This is a genomic window from Shinella sp. SUS2, from assembly GCF_001262505.1.
Lineage (GTDB): Bacteria > Pseudomonadota > Alphaproteobacteria > Rhizobiales > Rhizobiaceae > Shinella.
The window spans coordinates 82456-99368 of the sequence record NZ_KQ410729.1; the positions used below are offsets into that span (position 1 = coordinate 82456).

The window sequence follows — 16913 nt, forward strand, 5'->3', positions numbered from 1 at the left end:
TCTCCCAGACGCTGGCTGTTTTCCTTTGTGGCATTGCCGGAACATCGCGAGTGGCAGTGTATAGCCTCCTGCCACTCGGATTGCGGACAAAATAAAGACGGCGGTGGGCGTGCCTCCCACCGCCGCCAGCCGCGCCGCCGCTGCGGCCGTCCGGGAGCGAGATCAGGCCGCGGCGCGCGCTTGCGGGGTGAAGAGAAGGGCCTGGTTGATGAGCACCTTCACCTGTTCCGGATTGAACGGTTTGGACACGAGGAAGGCCGGCTCGGGACGCTCACCGGTAAGCAGCCGCTCCGGATAGGCGGTGATGAAGATCACGGGGATGTCCGTGCGGGCGAGAATGGAATTCACCGCATCGATGCCCGAGCTTCCATCGGCGAGCCGCACGTCGGCAAGGACGAGGCCGGGCCGGCTGTCGCTCCAGAGCATTTCGGCCTCGGCCTGCGTGCGGGCGATCCCGGTGACGCGATGGCCCATGCCGTTGACCATATGCGCAAGGTCGAGCGCGATCAGCGGCTCGTCCTCGATGATCATGATGCCCGTTTCGGCCTGCGCAGCGATCTCCGCGAAGGCGGCGTCCAGAAGGGTGCGGATGCTGCTGGTCTCGGCATCGAGGATGTCGGCCGTCTTCTCGACGGTAAATCCTTCGACCGTCGCCAGCAGCAGTGCCTGCCGGCCGAGCGGGGGAACGCCGGAAAGGTCGAACGGGGCCTCTGCGCCGGGCGAAATGGCGCCGGCGCCACGGCTCACGGATACGGGGAGGGAGGAGATGATACGGCTGAGCAGGCCGAAAAGCCTGGCTTTGTCGTCCTCGCCTTCGGGCATCACGGAGGGATCGATGAGGATGGTCTCAAGGGTCGCTGCCACATAGGCATCGCCCGAGGGCTGCGTTCCGGTGAGGGCGCGCGCGTAACGGCGGAGCGCGGGAAGGTGCGGCCCGATGCGGTCGGAAATCGGCATGATGGTCCCCTGTTCTCAAATTGCTGCAATCGCAGTTGACGGTTTGAACGCGGAAGCCAAATTAAGGTTCCGGCGAAGGGAACTTTTTTTGATGCCGGGCATTTCCACGCCGAATTCGTCACAAGGCGCAGATGAAAGATGAGAGTGGCACTGTGAAAAGCGTGGACAAGAAAAGAAGCGGGCAACGATCACCCGCGAGCGAAGACCCCAATGCGCAGATTGCGATGAAGCTTCGCGCCTTCTACCATCAGGTACAGGACGAGGCGCTTCCCCAAAGATTCCTGGATCTTCTCGAGAAACTGGATGCCGTGGAAAGCCGCATCCAACGGGCCGAGTGAGGGTAGGATGGATCAGGAACAGACGACGTTCAAGCGGGAACTGCTGGCCGTTCTTCCGAGCCTGCGCGCTTTCGCTATCTCGCTGATCGGCCGGCACGACCAGGCCGACGATCTCGTGCAGGACACGATTATGAAGGCCTGGGCCAAGCAGGAGCAGTTCGAGATGGGCACGAACATGAAGGCCTGGCTCTTCACGATCCTGCGCAACGAACTCTACAGTAAGATGCGCAAGCGCGGCCGCGAGGTGCAGGATTCCGACGGTCTCTTCACGGAGAACATGGCGCAGCACCCCTCGCAATACGGTTCGCTCGACATGCAGGACTTCAAGAAGGCGCTGGAAAAGCTGCCGGACGAGCAGCGCGAGGCGATCATCCTTGTCGGCGCCTCGGGCTTTTCCTATGAAGAGGCGGCCGAAATCTGCGGCTGCGCGCTCGGCACCATCAAGAGCCGCGTCAACCGCGCCCGCCAGCGCCTGCAGGAACTCTTGCAGGTCAGTGGCGAAAGCGACTATGGCCCGGATGCGGTTTCTGCGCCGATTACGTCGCGCGCCTTTGCATCGTAGGGAAAAGCAACATGCGCCGCCCGCGCGCTGCGGGCGGCGGATAATTTAGGGGGAGCGGGGCGAAGAGCGTCGTCAGGCGAAAGCCAAGGGTGAAACCGGGCGCGGAATCGCATACCAGAGGCGTATGAAGGACAATGTTCTGACAGTATCGTCCGATATTGCAGCGGTTCTGGATGCGCCAGACCGTCTGGCGGCGCTTGACGCCGCGATGCCGGTGTTTCTCGGTCCAGATCCTGATTTCGACGATATTGCGGGCCTTGCGGCTGGACTCTTCTCCGCGCCGATTGCCCTTGTGACCATTCTCGGCCGCACGGATCAATGGTTTCTTGCTCGGCAGGGGACGCCGGAAATCCGGGCGCCGTCGGCAGATTCCTTCTGCGCACGGATGATCGCCGAAAGCGGCGGTGAGCCGTTGATCATTCCTGATGCCTGCAAGGATGAGCGTTTTGCCGGCCTGCCAAGCGTCACCGCACAACCGCACCTTCGCTTCTATGCCGGGGCGCCGATCATGGTGGACGGTCAGCCGATCGGCACGGTCTGCGTCTTCGACGTCAAACCGCATGCGCGCACCGTGCCGGACCTTGTTCCGCGGCTGCGACAGCTTGCTTCGCTCGCCGCCTCGCTCATCAAGCTGAAGGACGAGGCCCGGCGGCGCATGCTGGCTGCCGAGGTACTTTCCCGCGACGAGAAGCGCCATGCCCTGGCGCTTGATGCCGCCAATGTCGCAAGCTGGTTGTGGGACCTGTCGACGGGCATGGTTTCCGGCAACGAGACCTTCTATCGCATGCTCGGCGTCAAGCCGGCCAAGCCCATGCGGGCGCGCAAGTTCTTCACTTCGGTCCATCCGGCGGACCGCAAGGTCACCATCGGGCGCCTGCGGGATGCGCTCGCCTCCGGCAAGGAATATGACGGCCTCTTCCGGGCGGCGAAATCCGGCCGCTGGTTGCTCGGGCGCGGGCGCGTGCACGAATGGGATGCGGAAGGGCGGCCGACGGTCTTCCTCGGTATCAATGTCGATGTCACCGACGGGCAACTCGCCTCCGAGCGCACGCGGCTCCTCCTGCGCGAGCTCAATCACCGCGTCAAGAACACGCTGGCCATGCTGCAGTCGCTTGCCCGGCAGACCCTTCGCCAGACGAGCGATCCAGTCGAGTTCATGGACGCGTTCGCCGGCCGCCTGCAATCGCTGTCCGAGGCGCATGGCCTGCTCAGCGATCACGAATGGGGTGTGATCCACCTGAAGATGCTGCTGCAGAAGCAGATCATGCCCTATGCGATCGACTTCGACAGCCAGATCGAGATCCACAAGGACGAGGTGGAGCTGGGGCCGGACCAGGCGGTCGGCCTCGGTCTCGTGCTGCACGAGCTTGCCACCAATGCCCGCAAATACGGAGCGCTGTCGGTGCGTTCGGGCAAGGTGGTGATCACCGCCCGCGTGGTGAAGGAAGACGATCAAAACGTGCTCAACATGACCTGGCACGAGGTCGGCGGGCCGCCGGTCAACCCGGACGGCCGGCGCGGTTTCGGCTCGGTGTTGATCGAGCGCAGTCTCGACAAGATCCTCGGCAGCAGCGTGCATGTCGAATATCTGCCCAAGGGCGTGACGGCGGTCATTCGCATGCCGCTCTGAGCGGCGTGCCGTCGGCGGACATCGGAAAATCAGTCGTCGTCGCGACGGGATTTCGGCGCGAGCAGGAAGCCGAGGGCGAGCGCGACAGCGGTTGCCGCGAACGGCTTTTTCACCGCGGCGGTGGCGGCTGCGGCCATCAGGTCACGGCGTGCGGCCAGTTGCCGGCGGCGGATGCGGCGCCGTTCCCGCTCTCGCCTGTTGCGCATGGCGACAACGGCCAGCACGATGAGAGCAAGCAGCAGGAACCCCCCGGCAAGGCCGAAGAGCGCCGGCACGGTGCCGTAGTGCTGCGACAGCAGCACGGCGGTCGCAATGATGCCGAGACCGTAGGCCGTGACCAGCAGAAGCCCGATCACGGCGCCGGCGATCGCATTGCGCTTGGCGACGTCCATCGTCTCGTCCACCCGGTCGCTGACGCGGGTCACGAGATTTTGCAGGAGAATGGCTCCCAGTGAAAGCATGCCTTTGACGCTCCGCATAGGAGGGACGCCGGTTGGCGTCCCGGATCGTGCGAGGAAGGGATTAGCGCCGCAGGAGGGCGGCGATCAGGAAGCCGGCGGCGGCGGCGACGCCGAGGGTCGCAAGCGGATGGTCCTTCACGGCCTTGCGGGCGCGGCGGCCGGAATCGCGGTAGCGCTCCTGGAAATCGGCAAGAATGTCCTCGCCTGCCGCAATCATGTCACGGATATCGCCTTCGGCGCGATCCTTCAGGTCATGCGCAGCTTCGCTTGCCTGCACCTTTGCTGCACGGGCCTTCTTGCGAATGCCACTCGCGCCGCTGGAGGCATCGTCCGCAAGCAGCTTGGCGAGGGAGGCGATCTCCGCGCGCAGGTCCGCGATTTGTTCTTCGACGGCCTGGGCTTCGTCGTGAATCCCGTTGCGAAGGCTCTTGCTGCGCGATGAAAACAGTCCGTTGGCCATGCCGTTTCTCCTTTTTCGGTCGCCCGCAAACCTGCGGGCCGAACAGCGCTCCACCTTCCTGGCAGAACGGTTTTTCCGGTCAGACAACGGGTATGGGGGCAAAAGGTTCCGTAAGGTGCTGGAAAATCAGGCCGAAGCGGTGTGCGGCAGCACGAAGGGAACGCCGGTTGCAGGCACACCATTGATGCGCATGCGGCAGCCGAATACCGCCTCCATCGCATCGTCGGTCATCACATCGGCAGGTGGACCGGCGCGCTCGATGCGGCCGCTCCGCATCATCACCATGTGGTCGGCGAACATGGCGGTGAGGTTGAGGTCGTGCATGACGGCGATCACGCCACCGCCGCTTTCACAGTAGCGGCGCGCCAGCGTCATGATGGTCAGCTGGTGGCGGATGTCGAGTGCGGAGACCGGCTCGTCCAGCATCAGGAAGCATGGTTCGCCGTCGAGCACCGGTTCCCAGATCTGCGAGAGCACGCGGGCAAGCTGCACGCGCTGTTGCTCGCCGCCGGAAAGCTCCTGGTAGAAACGGCCGGCAAAGCCCGCGAGGTCGACGGCGGCGAGCGCTTCCGCGGTGATTGCATCGATGCGCTCGGCGTGGCGGTTCGGGCCGACGGTGAGGCCGAGGCGGACGATCTCACGCACGGTGAAGGGGAAGGCGATGGTGGCGGCCTGCGGCAGCACGGCGCGCTTGACGGCAAGCTGCCAGGGTTCAAGTGCGGCAAGCGCATGGCCGTTGATGGTGATCTCGCCCTTGCTGGGCAGTTCGCCTGCGACCGCTTTCATCATGGTCGTCTTGCCGGAGCCGTTCGGGCCCACGATGGCGGTTAGCTGGCCGGCCTTGGCCTCCAGCGACACGCCGTGCACGATGGTCTTGCCGGAAAGGCTGACCGAGAGGTTTCTCGCGGTGATCATAGTCTCTTACCAGCCGTTGCGCGTGCGGTCGCGCAGCAGCACCCAGAGGAAGAACGGGGCGCCGGCGAGCGCCGTGATGATGCCGATGGGCAACTCCGCGGGCGCCACAATGGTACGGGCCAGCATGTCGGCGCCGAGCATCAGCACGCCGCCGAAGAGCGCCGAGGCCGGCAGCAGGTAGCGGTGGTCCGGGCCGATGACGATGCGCAGGAGGTGCGGCACGACGATGCCGACGAAGCCGATGCCGCCGCTGACGGCGACCGAGGCGCCGACTGCGCCGGCGACGGAAACGACAGCGATGTATTTCAGCCGCTGTACCTTTACGCCCATGTGGAAGGCTGCAGCCTCGCCGAGGGTGATCGCGTTGAGGCCGCGTGACAGGAAGGGAACGACGACAAGCGCGAGCAGGATGATCGGCCCGGCGGCGAAGAGCTTTGCCCAGGTCATGCCGGAGAGCGAGCCGAGGCTCCAGAAGGTGATGTCGCGCAGCTGCTTGTCGTCGGCCATGTAGATGAGGATGCCGGTGATGGCAGCGGCGAGCGCGGAAATCGCGATGCCGGCGAGCAGCATGGTGGCAACGGAGGTCTGCCCCCCGCGCGTGGCGATACGATAGAGCAACAGCGTCGTCAGGAGGCCGCCGATGAAGGCGGCGAGCGGCAGGGCGAAGGCGGCGAGCGCGATCATCACGCCTGCCGGGAGGCTTGCACCCAGCACGATCATCAGCACCGCGCCGAGGGCGGAGCCGGAGGAAATGCCGACGAGGGCGGGATCGGCGAGCGGATTGCGGAAGAGGCCCTGCATGACCGCACCGGACATGGCGAGCGCTGCGCCGATCAGAAAACCGAGCAGGGCGCGCGGCATGCGGATGTCGAAGACGATGATGCGATCGCGCATGCTGAGCGCGGTGTCCTCCGCGCCGCTGAAAAGCGCGCCGATGACATTGAGGGCGGAGGCGTCCGAGGCACCGGTCGCGATCGACAGGGAGAGTGCGACGGCCGAGATGGCGACGAGGGCAGCGAGCGTCAGGCGTGCGATCGCCGTCCGGTCGCCCGCCGCCCGGGACTGGGCGGAGCGCATCAAGAAGGAACCGCGTGCGCCATCGCCGCGCACGGCATCATTGAGAGACATTGCCGTAGAGTTCTTTGTTCAGGTCGCGGATGGCCGAGGCAGTGCGCGGGCCGAAGCCGAGCAGGTGCAGGCTGTTCATGCGCAGGATCGCCTTGCTGGCGGCAGCGGGTGTCACCGAGATCGCCGGATGGGCGAGGATTTCCGCGTCGCTGCTGCCGGCGCCGGGGCGGCTCATGACCATGATGACGTCCGGCTTGGCCTTGATGATCGCCTCGTCGGTGAGTGGCTTGTAGCCTGCGAAAGCCCCCTCCGTCGCGTTGACCGCGCCGGCAAGCCCGATAATGCCGTCGGCTGCGGTGTGGCCGCCGGCCGCCATGACCTTTCCGTTCTGGAAGGAGAGGATGAACAGCACGCGCTTGCGCTCGCTTTCCGGCCGCTTGGCGGCGTCGGCAATGGCCGCATCGAGATCGGCCGCGACCGTCGTCTCCAGCTCCTTTGCCTTGTCCGGCACGCCGAGGAACGTGCCGACGACATCGATCTTCTTGAGGATGGCGGCGCGATCAAAACCTTCCGGTACGGTCTCGAAGGGGATGCCGGCGCTTTTGAGAACCGCGAGCGCATCGGGCGGGCCGCTGCCCTCGACAGCGAGGATCGCGGTCGGGTTCACGGCGATCACGCCCTCTGGCGACAGCTGGCGCATATAGCCGACATCGGGAAGCTTCAGCGCCTCCTCGGGGAAGGTGCTGGTCGAATCGCGGGCGACCAGACGGCCGCCTTCGCCGAGCGCATAGACGATCTCCGTCACAGCGCCGCCGATCGCCACCAGCTTCGAGCTGTCGACCTGCTGCATCTCCTGTGCGACGGCCTTGCGGATGAAGCCGCCCTGGCCCGTGGCCGCAAGCGGCAGGAGCAGCGGGGCGGAGAGGGCGAAGACGGTGAGGGCCACTTCCCACGGGCGGGCGCGGCGGAAATCGAAGCTCTTGCTCATGATCGTGGTCCTTCGCAGGTAACCGGCGCGCTGCCTAAATGTGAAAACGCGCTATTCGTCTTTCGGTACGGCGGTTCAGGCCGCAACGCTGTCGGGGCGCGGCAGGCTGTCGAGGATCTCGCGCCAGTCGGTGCGCTCCGTCATGCCTTCCTTCCGCTTGCCGAAGAACTGGATGATCATCTCGCCGCTGCCGTCATAGGCTTCCAGCGAGGTGACATGGCCGTCGACGGTCGGCTTGCGCACCACCCAGCATTCGGCGATGTGGTCCATGCGCAGGTGCATGTGGAAGGTCGGGTCCATCACGTTGAGCCAGGGCCCCATCGGCTGGATGTTCTTCACTGGGCCGGTATGGATCTGGATTGTGCCGTGGTTGCCGACGAAGCACATGATGTCGCTCTCGCGCTCGGCGGCGGCCCGCATCAGGTGGCCGACGGCGTCGGCCGCAACCTGGTGGGCGAAGTCCTCGCCGACGCTGCGCACGGCGTCCTGGCGGCCGATCTTCAGCTTGCGCAGCAAACCGAAGAACTGGTGGGTGTCGGTCATCGCCGCCCAGTTTTCGCGCAGTGCAGCGACATCGACGGGACCGGTTTCCTCGACCTTTTCCGATACGACCTCGACGAAGTCCTGCGGCTGGTCGTCCAGGCGGAAGTCGGCGACGATGGCCTCGTAGGCTTCGAGATTGGACGCGGGGCGCAGGTGCACCTTGTGCACGGCAATACCTGCCTTGTCGAAGAACTGCAGGCTGCGGCGAACCTGCTCCCCATCCGTCTTGGTCACGGCGAAACCGTGCGCCCAGGTGCCGGGGAAGATCCGCAGGTCGATGTTCTCGCCGAGCACGATCGAGGCGTGCTTGCCGGTATTGATTTTCTCGAAGACGCCGATCTTCTCGTGGACCACGCTCTCGTTGCGGGTCAGCGCCATGACCTCGCCGAGGGCTTCCGAGCGCTCGAGGAAGCGATTGGCATCGCCGTCGATGCGCACCGCCGTCAAGCCCACCTCGGCCGCGACGAGCGCGGCTTCCGAAATGCCGAGCTGTGCGGCAATGTCGCGCTCGCGCATCTTCGGGTTCTCTGCGCGAAAGGCGCGGATTTCGGCGGGGGTCGGGCGGGTCGTGTTGCTCATGGGCGCGGCCTTGATCGAATTTCCTGTCGTCCAGTCCCGTCCCGGTAAATTTTGTTGGCGGAACAGGGGTTTGACGCGGATTTTGCGTTTACTATCTTGACTTCATTACTCATATTTATCTATGCACGCAATACCGGTGCGATAAAGTCATGTTAATTCTGGCGTTCACCGGATAGACTGACCGCGGCCGTCGCTCTCGGCCGACGGAAAACCGACAGCGAGACAGGTGAGCCCATGACCGTACGCACCCTTCTTCTTTCCGCGATGCTTTCTGCTGCCACCATCACCGGTGCCGCTGCCCAGGAGGCCGCAGCGCCCAAGGGGCTGGATGTGGAGCTGAATGCGCTTGCCGGCTCGCAGAAGGGCTGCGTCTTCACCTTCGTTGCGGCCAATGGTTTTGAGCAGAACGTCTCCAAGGTCTCTTTCGAATTTGTCATCTTCAACGACAAGGGAACGGTCGAGCGCCTGGCGCTGCTCGATTTCCGCGACCTGCCGGCGGGCAAGTCCAAGGTGCGCCAGTTCGACGTGCCGGGCATCAAGTGCGAGACGGTGAAGAACCTTCTGATCAACGACGCGCCGGTCTGCGAAGGCGAGGGCCTCGCCAAGGGCCGCTGCATGGACGGCATCGTGACGCGCAGCAAGGCGGCGGCAGGCCTGGAAGGCTGAGTATCGGGTGCGCGGCACATGAGGCGCCGCGATGCATGAAACGCAATGACGGGTGATATCATGTCTGGAAGCAAGTGGCTCTGGCTCGGCGCGGGCACCCTTTCCCTGCTGGCACATGCCACCGCAGCCGCCATTCTCACCATGGCGCCGGCGCCGGAAGAAGAGCAGGCGCTGGTTGCCGGCGGCGTCGTCGCCGAGGTGGCGATGCTTGGAAACGGTGCTTTCGAGGCCGTGGAGTCCGGCAATCCCGAAGACACGATCACGCCCGAAACCATCCAGCCTGACGTTACCGAACCGGTGCCGCAGGAAGTGGCGGAAATCCAGCCGACCGAAATCGAGCCCGAAGTGACCGAGGTGATGACACCGGCGGATCCGATCGTCTCCGAGCCGGTCGAGGAGCTCGTCGTGCCTTCCGCAGAGGTGGAGATCGCCGCGGTTCCGGTTCCCGAGATCAAGCCGGAGATCCGGCCGGAAGAAGAGATCAAGCCGGTTCCCGAGGTGAAGAAGGAAGAGCCGGTCAAGAAGGTCGAGCGCAAGAAGCCGAAGGAAAAGCCCGTCCGGAAGGCGGGCGAGAAGGGCAAGGCCAAGCAGAACGCGACGCGCGGCGAGGTCGATGGCTCGGCGGATGTGAAGACGGCGGCGGTGGGCGGCCAGAAGAAGGGCAATTCCTCGACCGCCGGCAACGCGGCCGTCACCAACTACCCGGGCAAGGTGCGCAACAAGATCAACCGCGCGAAGCGACGGGTTTCGGGCGGGGATCGCGGTAGCGTGGTGGTGAGCTTTACCATCAGCGCCAGCGGTGCGGCGAGCGGCATTCGCATCGCGCGCAGTTCCGGGGTTGCCGCGCTCGACAAGGCAGCCGTCGATTCGGTGCAGCGGGCGGCGCCCTTTGCGAAGATTCCGGAGGGCGCCGGCAAATCGTCCTGGGCCTTCAACGTGCCGATCGTCTTCAACTGAGACGTGTTTTCCCGCCGTGCTTCCGCCGGCGGGAATTTTTTGCGCGAAAATATGACTTTGCTAGTCATGTTTATACTTTACTCTGAAACTCAAGTTTTGTAGGTTGCCCCCCGAACTGAGGCTCCGCCCATGCGGAGTGCCAAAGGGGAAGCGTGCATGAACTACGTGACTGCAGGCCGCGCGGAAGCGGTCTTGAAATCGATGATCGCTGAACGCGACCGGCGCATTGCGGATTTGGAGCGCCAGCTCGCCGCACTCAGGAAGCAGATCGCAGCCCCGCTGGAGACGGTCGCGGCAGCAGCGGCGCCGGCAGTTGCCCCGCGGGTCGAGGTAAGGGCGCCGCAGGCGCCCCGCAGCGTGGAAGTCACCAAGGTCAAGCGCCGGACGGGCGAAGCGGAGAGGAAGGCGATGCGCGAGAAGCACAGGCAGCAGCAGCAGGCCCGCCAGCAGACGGAAACGGCGGACAAGGCGGATGGCAAGGCAGGCCTCGAGGGCCGCAGCTTCCTCTATGTCGGCGGCCGGGACTGCCAGGTGGCGCATCTGCGTCAGATCGCCAGCTCCTACGGCGCCAATCTCATTCACCATGACGGCGGCCTGCGCGAGGCGGTTTCCCGCATCGACAACGTCCTGCCCTCGGTCGACTGCGTCTTCTGCCCCATCGACTGTATCAGCCATGATGCCTGCATCCGCGTGAAGACGGGCTGCAAGAAGTGGGAGAAGGCCTTCGTGCCGCTGCGCAACGGCAGCAAATCCTCCTTCGAGCGCGCCCTGCAGAGCATGAGCCAGGGAGACACCACCCAGTGAATTACGAAAGACCCGATGCCTTCATGATGATCGGACTGCACAAGCTGGCTGCCCAGAACGGCGACGGCCTCGTGCCGGAACTCTATGCCCTTCTGACGCGCCGTGCCGACATGCTGGAAAGTGAGAATGTCACGGAGTTCCCGCTGGCGAGCGCCCGTCCACCGGCGCGCGCTGCAAGCTTCGAGGGCACGCAAGCTCTTGAAGCGCGCAACGACAATGTCGTAGCCTTCCCGCAGCCGCGTCGCCTGCGGCGGGATTCGCTCTGACAGGATAGGTCTTCGATGTTCTTCGCCATGAACCGTTTCCGGATCGCCATCGGCCACGAAGAGGCCTTCGAGGCGATCTGGAAAGGACGTGATTCCAGCCTCAGCGAGATGCCGGGCTTCCAGTCCTTTCATCTGCTCAGGGGCGACACAAATGCCGAGGAGGGCTTCACCCTCTTCGCCTCTCATTCGATCTGGGCGAGCAAGGACGATTTCATCACCTGGACCAAGTCGGAGAACTTCCGGCAGGCGCACAAGAATGCCGCGGCCGACAAGGGCATCTATCTCGGCCCGCCGAAATTCGAGGGCTTCAGCGTCGTCGAGGGTGCATGAGCGTGTACGACGATCCTGATCGTATAGAAGTGTTGCCGGTCCTGCCGTCGCTCGACATCGGCGAGACGCAGGATTTCTACGCCACGCAGCTCGGCTTCAGCGAGGTCGTCTACCGGGCGGATGATTATCTGATCCTCCGTCGCTGCCAGGGCATGGAGCTGCATTTCCGGCTCACCGACGACCGGACGCTCTGCGAGCGTACCTCCGTGTATCTGCGCGGCGGCGGCATCGGCGACCTCCACCGCGAGTTCAGCGACAGGGCTGTGCCGACGCTGTCACCGATGGAGGTGCGGCCGTGGAACATGGAGGAGTTCTATATCCATGATCCGCACGGCAATCTCTTGCGTTTCGCTCGTATTCCGCAGCGCTGATCTCAGCCTTCCCGGCGCGGCAGGAAAGCCCCGAGCGCCACGGCCAGCCAGCCAGCCATCATGGTGATGCCGCCCATCGGGGCCGACATCGGAAAGAGCCCGTGTCCGGCGAAGTGGCGCAGGACGAGGTCGCCGGCAAAGAGTGCGGTGCCGAGCGCAAGCAGCAGGAAGGCGAGCGCCGCCGTACGCAGGCTCGGCCAGGCTGCATAAAGCGCCACCAGCGCCGGCGCATGGGCAAGGCACATGGCGGAGGCGCCGGCCATCAGGCGCGGATCGCTGCCGTGCGATGCCGCGGCGGCAGTGACGACGCCCGTCACCCCCATCAGGCCGGCAACGAGGAGGCTTGCGGAGCGGAGCGAAAACGACATCGGGTTATTCCTGGTTCTGCATATGGTGGGCGAGCCGCGTGACGGGCTCCAGGACAATGGCGCGCAGGCCCTCGCTCGGTACGGTCTCCTCCAGTGCGCGGATGAAGCAGAGCAGCCATTCGTCACGCTCGGCCGGGCCGATCGGGGCGACGAAATGGCGACGCCGCAGCATGGGGTGGCCGCGTTTTTCCGTGTAGAGCGGTGGCCCGCCGAGCCAGCCTGTCAGGTATTCGTAGAGCTTTTCCTCGCTGCCGGAGAGATCCGGCGGGTGGATCGCGCGGCAGCGCGCGGCTTCCGGCAATGTATCCATCAGCACATAGAAGCGGTGCGTCAGCGTCCTGACGGCGGCATCGCCGCCGATCGCCTCGTAAAGCGTGATCGTCTCGCTTTGGCCGTTCCCGTTGTCGGTCGTGTCCGTCATGGGCTCTTTCCCGTTTCCCCGGTCTTAGCGCCCGCATCGGCGTCAGGCAATGCCGGCCATTTGCCTGCGACGAAGCGCGCCGCCATGTCGGAGTTTTGGTCGAATTGACAAGAAACCGTCCAGACGGTATGTTCATTTATGAGCAAAGCCCACCACCGCAAGAAACATCCCGAAGCCGTCCGCCAGCAATTGCTGGAGGTCGCGGCAAAGCTGTCGCTGGAGAAAGGCCCTGCGAGCGTGACGCTCGACGCGGTCTCGCAGGCGGCGGGTGTCAGCAAGGGCGGCCTCCTGCATCATTTCCCGAACAAGCTGTCGCTGCTCGACGGGCTGTTTGCCGACCTTACGGAGAAATTCGACCGGGCGCTCGCCGACAGGATGCGTGACGACCCGGAGCCGAAGGGGCGCTTTACCCGGGCCTATATCTCGGTCTTCTTCCTGCCGGAAGGGATTGCCGACGGCGAAAAGTGGAAGGTGCTGACCGTCGCCCTCATTTCCGAGCCGCATCTGCGCGAGCGCTGGCGACAATGGGTGGAGCGGTACCTTGCGGAGAATGTCGGCACGGATTCCGCGCTCGACGCCATGCTGGTGCGCTACGCCGTCGATGGGCTTTGGCTTGCCGATCTTCTCGGCTCGCCGACCATGGATGCGCAAACCCGTGCCGCCATGCTGGACCGGTTGCTGGCGCTGACGCGTGCCTGATCCCTGATGATGATTTGCGCCAGAAGGCGCCAGAGAAACACCATGAACCTCACCGTCGTCTACGCCGTCCTCGTCGTCGCCATCGTCTTCGAAGTGCTGGGCACATCGGCCATGCAGGCCGCGCAGCACTTTACCCGGCTCGTGCCGACCGCCATGATGGTGGTCTGTTATGCCATTGCCTTCTTCTTCCTCTCCTGGAGCCTGCGCTACGTACCCGTTGGCATCGCTTATGCCATCTGGAGCGGGCTCGGCATCGTGCTGATCTCGGCCGTCGGCTATTTCGTCTTCGGCCAGAAACTTGATCTTGCGGCCCTTGTCGGCCTCGGCCTCATCATTGCCGGCGTGCTCGTGCTGAACCTTTTCTCCAAATCGACATTCCACTGAAAAACGACCGGAATCCTGGAGGCCCCCGCTTGCCAAGAATCGGGTCTGCCTCTATCGATTCCGACAAATTGAAAGCGGTTTCAATTTTCGGCCTCAGAGGAACGCTACATGGCAATACGCACCATCGTATGGGGTGAGAACATCCACGAGCAGACGAACGAGATCGTGCGCTCGATCTATCCGGACGGCATGCACACCACCATCGCCGAGGCGTTGAACCGGGATCCGGCGATCAGCGCCACCACCGCGACCCTGCAGGAGGCTGATCACGGCCTCACCGAAGCGCGGCTTGCCGAGACGGACGTGCTCGTCTGGTGGGGTCACAAGGACCATGGCGCCGTCAGCGACGAGGTCGTCGAGCGCGTGGCAAGGCGTGTCTGGGAGGGTATGGGGCTGCTGGTTCTCCATTCCGGCCATTTCTCGAAGATCTTCAAGCGGCTGATGGGGACGCCCTGCGCCTTGAAATGGCGCGAGGCCGGTGAGCGTGAGCGGCTGTGGGTGATCAACCCGCGCCATCCGATCGCCGAGGGGCTCGGCGAGAACTTCGTGCTGGAGCACGAGGAGATGTATGGCGAGCAGTTTTCCGTGCCGGAGCCGCTGGAAACGGTGTTCATCTCTTGGTTCGCGGGCGGCGAGGTTTTTCGCTCCGGCATGACCTGGCGCCGCGGCGCCGGCAACATCTTCTATTTCCGCCCGGGCCACGAGACCTACCCCACCTATCACGACGCCATCGTGCAGAAGGTGCTCGCCAATGGCGTGAAGTGGGCTTTCAACCCGCAGGGCACCTATGGCGCGATCCACGACGCGCCGAACGTGCCGGTCGAAGCGGCCCTGGAGCCGATTGTCGAGCGCGGCCCGAAACTGCATGAAGCCGGCGAAGCCGGATATCGCTGAGGACACCATGCGCCTGCTTGTTCTTGGAACCGGCGGCATGGCCAACACCCATGCCCAGCACTTTGCCGCGATCGACGGCGTCGACCTTGTCGGCGCCGTCGATGTGGACCCTTCGCGCGCCAAGGCCTTTGCCGATACGCACGGCATTCCCAACGTCTTCACCTCGCTGGAGGACGCCATCGCCTGGAATGGCTTCGACGCCGCCACCAACGTGACGCCCGACCGCGCTCACCACCCGACCACCCTGGCGCTGCTTGCCGCGGGCAAGCATGTGATGTGCGAAAAGCCGCTTGCAGAAAACTACGTCAAGGCGGACGAGATGGCGCGGGCCGCCGAGGCGTCTGGCCTCGTTACCATGGTGAACCTCACCTATCGCAACGTGGCGCCGCTACAGAAGGCGCGGGCAATGGTGCTGGCCGGCGAACTCGGTCACGTGCGCCATGTCGAGGCCTCCTATCTGCAGAGCTGGCTCGTCTCCAAGGCCTGGGGCAACTGGGCGACGGAAAGCCAGTGGCTCTGGCGGCTTTCCACCCGGCATGGCTCGAACGGCGTGCTCGGCGACGTCGGCATCCATATCCTCGATTTTGCCAGCTATGGCGCGGCGAGCGAGGTGGAGCATGTCTTTGCGCGGCTGCGGGCCTTCGACAAGGCGCCGGACAACCGCATCGGCGAGTATGACCTCGACGCCAACGACAGTTTCACCATGACCGTGGACTTTTCCAACGGCGCGCTCGGCGTCATCCACGCAAGCCGCTGGGCGACCGGCCATCTCAACGAACTGCGCCTGCGCATGCATGGCGACCGCGGCGCGGTCGAGGTCATCCACACGACCGAGGGGTCTCGCCTGCGCGGTTGTCTCGGCGAGGATGTCGAGCAGGCGGTCTGGCGCGAGCTCGATGCCGGCACGGTGCCGACCAACTACGAGCGTTTTGCTGCTGCGGTGACGAGGGGAGAGCCCGTCGAGCCCGGCTTCCGCCATGCCGCGGAGCTGCAGAAGGTTCTCGATCTCGCGATCGAGACCGAAAAGGAGCGCTGTGAGCTGAAGGTCTGAGTTCAGACGGGCGCAGGACCTGTGGAGCCGCGAATGCGGAAATCGACGGGCCAGACCTCCTGCAGCGCCTCCGGCGGCTCGCCCTGCAGCCGCCGCAGGACCATGTCGCCGATCCGTTCGCCCGCTGCGCGGATCGGTGATTGCGTCGTGGTGACCGAAGGAACGAGATTGTCGGGGCTGAGATAGGGGAAGACGTCGTCATGCGCGATGAGCGAGACGTCTTCTCCCACGGCAAGCCCCGCGATGCGGATGGCCCGCATGGCGCCGAGCGCCGACATCATGGAGCCGGCAATGACCGCGGTCGGCGGGGCAGGAAGAGCGAGGAAGGCCTGCATCAGCCGGAAACCGGTTTCGTCCGTGAACGCGCCCCGGCCGATGAGGGCGGGATCGGCGGCCAGCCCGCGGGCTTTGAGCATCGTGTGGTAGCCACTATCGCGGTCCGCGGCAAAGGTGCTGACCGTGTCGCCATTGATGAGCGCGATGCGCCGATGGCCGAGGTCGGCAAGATAGCCCGTCGCCATCTCGATCGCCCCGAAATTGTCGATGTCGAGAAAGGCGAAGGGCCTGTCCGCCGTGCTGCGCCCATGCACGATGAAGGGCAGGTCCAGCGCCTGGAGGAGCGCGATACGGGCGTCCGTGCGGCCCGGCGTGTGCACGACCACCGCATCCACCCGCTTGCTGGCGGCGAGCCTTCGGTAGGCGGCCGCCTCGTCCGCTTCCGTTTCGACGGTCGCGACCAGAATGTCGATGCCGTCCTCCTGCAGCCGCGTGGAGAGCCCGCCCATGAATTCGCTGGAATGCGGCCCGAAGCGCCCGCCGCCCTGGAAGACGATGCCGATCGCACCGGCCCGGCCGGTCGCTAGCCGCTGGGCGCTGATGTTCGGCCGATAGCCGAGCCTCTCCGCCGCATCCAGCACGCGCCGGCGTGTTTCGGGCCGCACTTCCGGATAGCCGCTCATCGCCCGGCTGACGGTGGTCTGTGAAAGGCCGATGCGGGCTGCAAATTCCTTGAGGTTCATCCTGCGTCCCTGGCGCGGCCGGTCTGGTGCGGCCCTTTATGAACCGTCCGATCCGGGGCGGCAAGCCGGTGGCGCGCGCGGTGGGGCAGGGGGCAATCTTCGGAAGGCGAGCGGTACCGGAGACCGTCTGTTCTGGTTGCAATATCCGACTTGAAATCCACAAATAACACGCTAAGGTAAGA

General features: G+C 64.8%; 23 protein-coding genes. 13 read left to right on the top strand and 10 right to left on the bottom strand.

The features are described from left to right. Nucleotides 1-162: 162 nt before the first annotated feature. Nucleotides 163-957 (bottom strand): response regulator, encoded by a 795-nt coding sequence (locus tag AKG11_RS12390; protein WP_023516523.1) that lies wholly within the window; start codon nt 955-957, stop codon nt 163-165. Nucleotides 958-1109: 152 nt separating this feature from the next. On the opposite strand from AKG11_RS12390, the gene AKG11_RS12395 reads away from it, so the two are divergent. The 3 genes from AKG11_RS12395 to AKG11_RS12405 all read left to right on the top strand — a co-directional run bounded on the left by AKG11_RS12395 (nt 1110) and on the right by AKG11_RS12405 (nt 3487). Beyond that, nucleotides 1110-1295 (top strand): NepR family anti-sigma factor, encoded by a 186-nt coding sequence (locus tag AKG11_RS12395; RefSeq protein WP_371260075.1) that lies wholly within the window; start codon nt 1110-1112, stop codon nt 1293-1295. Nucleotides 1296-1302: 7 nt separating this feature from the next. After that, on the top strand, nt 1303-1857 hold the full coding sequence (locus AKG11_RS12400) for an RNA polymerase sigma factor (RefSeq protein ID WP_024270843.1): 555 nt from the start codon (nt 1303-1305) through the stop codon (nt 1855-1857). 124 nt (nt 1858-1981) lie between these two features. Then, a complete protein-coding gene (locus AKG11_RS12405) occupies nt 1982-3487 on the top strand; it encodes a sensor histidine kinase (RefSeq protein ID WP_050744093.1) in 1506 nt (501 codons plus the stop codon). A gap of 29 nt (nt 3488-3516) precedes the next feature. Here the strand turns inward: AKG11_RS12405 and AKG11_RS12410 are convergent, their stop codons facing one another. The 6 genes from AKG11_RS12410 to AKG11_RS12435 form a co-directional block, all read right to left on the bottom strand. Then, the gene (locus AKG11_RS12410; protein ID WP_024270844.1) at nt 3517-3948 is read right to left on the bottom strand and encodes a hypothetical protein; all 432 of its coding nucleotides are present in this window, start codon (nt 3946-3948) and stop codon (nt 3517-3519) included. A gap of 61 nt (nt 3949-4009) precedes the next feature. Further along, nucleotides 4010-4408: a glycine zipper domain-containing protein gene (locus AKG11_RS12415; protein WP_050744094.1), complete on the bottom strand. Its 399-nt coding sequence runs from the start codon at nt 4406-4408 to the stop codon at nt 4010-4012. Between the two features lie 126 nt (nt 4409-4534). Then, the gene (locus AKG11_RS12420; RefSeq protein ID WP_050744095.1) at nt 4535-5323 is read right to left on the bottom strand and encodes a heme ABC transporter ATP-binding protein; all 789 of its coding nucleotides are present in this window, start codon (nt 5321-5323) and stop codon (nt 4535-4537) included. Nucleotides 5324-5329: 6 nt separating this feature from the next. Beyond that, a complete protein-coding gene (locus tag AKG11_RS12425) occupies nt 5330-6451 on the bottom strand; it encodes a FecCD family ABC transporter permease (RefSeq protein WP_050744096.1) in 1122 nt (373 codons plus the stop codon). Beyond that, nucleotides 6438-7379: a heme/hemin ABC transporter substrate-binding protein gene (locus tag AKG11_RS12430; RefSeq protein WP_050744097.1), complete on the bottom strand. Its 942-nt coding sequence runs from the start codon at nt 7377-7379 to the stop codon at nt 6438-6440. Before AKG11_RS12430 ends, AKG11_RS12425 begins: the two co-directional genes overlap by 14 nt. A 75-nt stretch (nt 7380-7454) precedes the next feature. Then, complete coding sequence (locus AKG11_RS12435; RefSeq protein WP_050744098.1) at nt 7455-8501, bottom strand: hemin-degrading factor; 1047 nt, start codon at nt 8499-8501, stop codon at nt 7455-7457. Between the two features lie 234 nt (nt 8502-8735). Here AKG11_RS12435 and AKG11_RS12440 point away from each other — a divergent pair, with 234 nt between their 5' ends. From AKG11_RS12440 to AKG11_RS12465, 6 genes are all read left to right on the top strand, one after another. Continuing rightward, nucleotides 8736-9167 (top strand): hypothetical protein, encoded by a 432-nt coding sequence (locus tag AKG11_RS12440; protein WP_050744099.1) that lies wholly within the window; start codon nt 8736-8738, stop codon nt 9165-9167. A gap of 60 nt (nt 9168-9227) precedes the next feature. Next, nucleotides 9228-10124, top strand: a complete 897-nt coding sequence (locus AKG11_RS12445) for an energy transducer TonB family protein (RefSeq protein WP_157255813.1) — start codon at nt 9228-9230, stop codon at nt 10122-10124. Nucleotides 10125-10532: 408 nt separating this feature from the next. Beyond that, entirely contained in the window at nt 10533-10928 is a 396-nt protein-coding gene (locus AKG11_RS12450) for a DUF2325 domain-containing protein (protein WP_050744227.1), read from the top strand. A gap of 23 nt (nt 10929-10951) precedes the next feature. After that, on the top strand, nt 10952-11194 hold the full coding sequence (locus AKG11_RS12455) for a hypothetical protein (protein WP_088016414.1): 243 nt from the start codon (nt 10952-10954) through the stop codon (nt 11192-11194). Between the two features lie 15 nt (nt 11195-11209). After that, nucleotides 11210-11524: an antibiotic biosynthesis monooxygenase family protein gene (locus AKG11_RS12460; protein WP_050744102.1), complete on the top strand. Its 315-nt coding sequence runs from the start codon at nt 11210-11212 to the stop codon at nt 11522-11524. Continuing rightward, entirely contained in the window at nt 11521-11895 is a 375-nt protein-coding gene (locus AKG11_RS12465) for a glyoxalase superfamily protein (protein ID WP_023515056.1), read from the top strand. The genes AKG11_RS12460 and AKG11_RS12465 overlap by 4 nt, the downstream gene beginning before the upstream one ends. Before the next feature lie 2 nt (nt 11896-11897). Here AKG11_RS12465 and AKG11_RS12470 read toward each other — a convergent pair whose 3' ends face one another. Further along, nucleotides 11898-12263 (bottom strand): DUF423 domain-containing protein, encoded by a 366-nt coding sequence (locus AKG11_RS12470; protein ID WP_023515057.1) that lies wholly within the window; start codon nt 12261-12263, stop codon nt 11898-11900. A 4-nt stretch (nt 12264-12267) separates the two neighbouring features. Then, nucleotides 12268-12684 carry a group II truncated hemoglobin gene (locus AKG11_RS12475; protein WP_023515058.1) on the bottom strand — a complete coding sequence of 139 codons (417 nt, stop codon included), beginning with the start codon at nt 12682-12684 and terminating at the stop codon, nt 12268-12270. A gap of 138 nt (nt 12685-12822) precedes the next feature. Here AKG11_RS12475 and AKG11_RS12480 point away from each other — a divergent pair, with 138 nt between their 5' ends. From AKG11_RS12480 to AKG11_RS12495, 4 genes are all read left to right on the top strand, one after another. Further along, complete coding sequence (locus AKG11_RS12480) at nt 12823-13383, top strand: TetR/AcrR family transcriptional regulator (protein ID WP_023515059.1); 561 nt, start codon at nt 12823-12825, stop codon at nt 13381-13383. Nucleotides 13384-13425: 42 nt separating this feature from the next. Then, on the top strand, nt 13426-13767 hold the full coding sequence (locus AKG11_RS12485) for a DMT family transporter (RefSeq protein WP_024270847.1): 342 nt from the start codon (nt 13426-13428) through the stop codon (nt 13765-13767). A gap of 108 nt (nt 13768-13875) precedes the next feature. Next, the gene (locus AKG11_RS12490; protein WP_050744103.1) at nt 13876-14661 is read left to right on the top strand and encodes a ThuA domain-containing protein; all 786 of its coding nucleotides are present in this window, start codon (nt 13876-13878) and stop codon (nt 14659-14661) included. Between the two features lie 7 nt (nt 14662-14668). Further along, nucleotides 14669-15712, top strand: coding sequence for a Gfo/Idh/MocA family protein (locus AKG11_RS12495; RefSeq protein WP_023517335.1), 1044 nt, complete (start codon nt 14669-14671; stop codon nt 15710-15712). A 2-nt stretch (nt 15713-15714) separates the two neighbouring features. On the opposite strand, the gene AKG11_RS12500 is transcribed toward AKG11_RS12495, so the two are convergent. Further along, entirely contained in the window at nt 15715-16731 is a 1017-nt protein-coding gene (locus AKG11_RS12500) for a LacI family DNA-binding transcriptional regulator (protein WP_024270849.1), read from the bottom strand. Between the last annotated feature and the right edge of the window lie 182 nt (nt 16732-16913).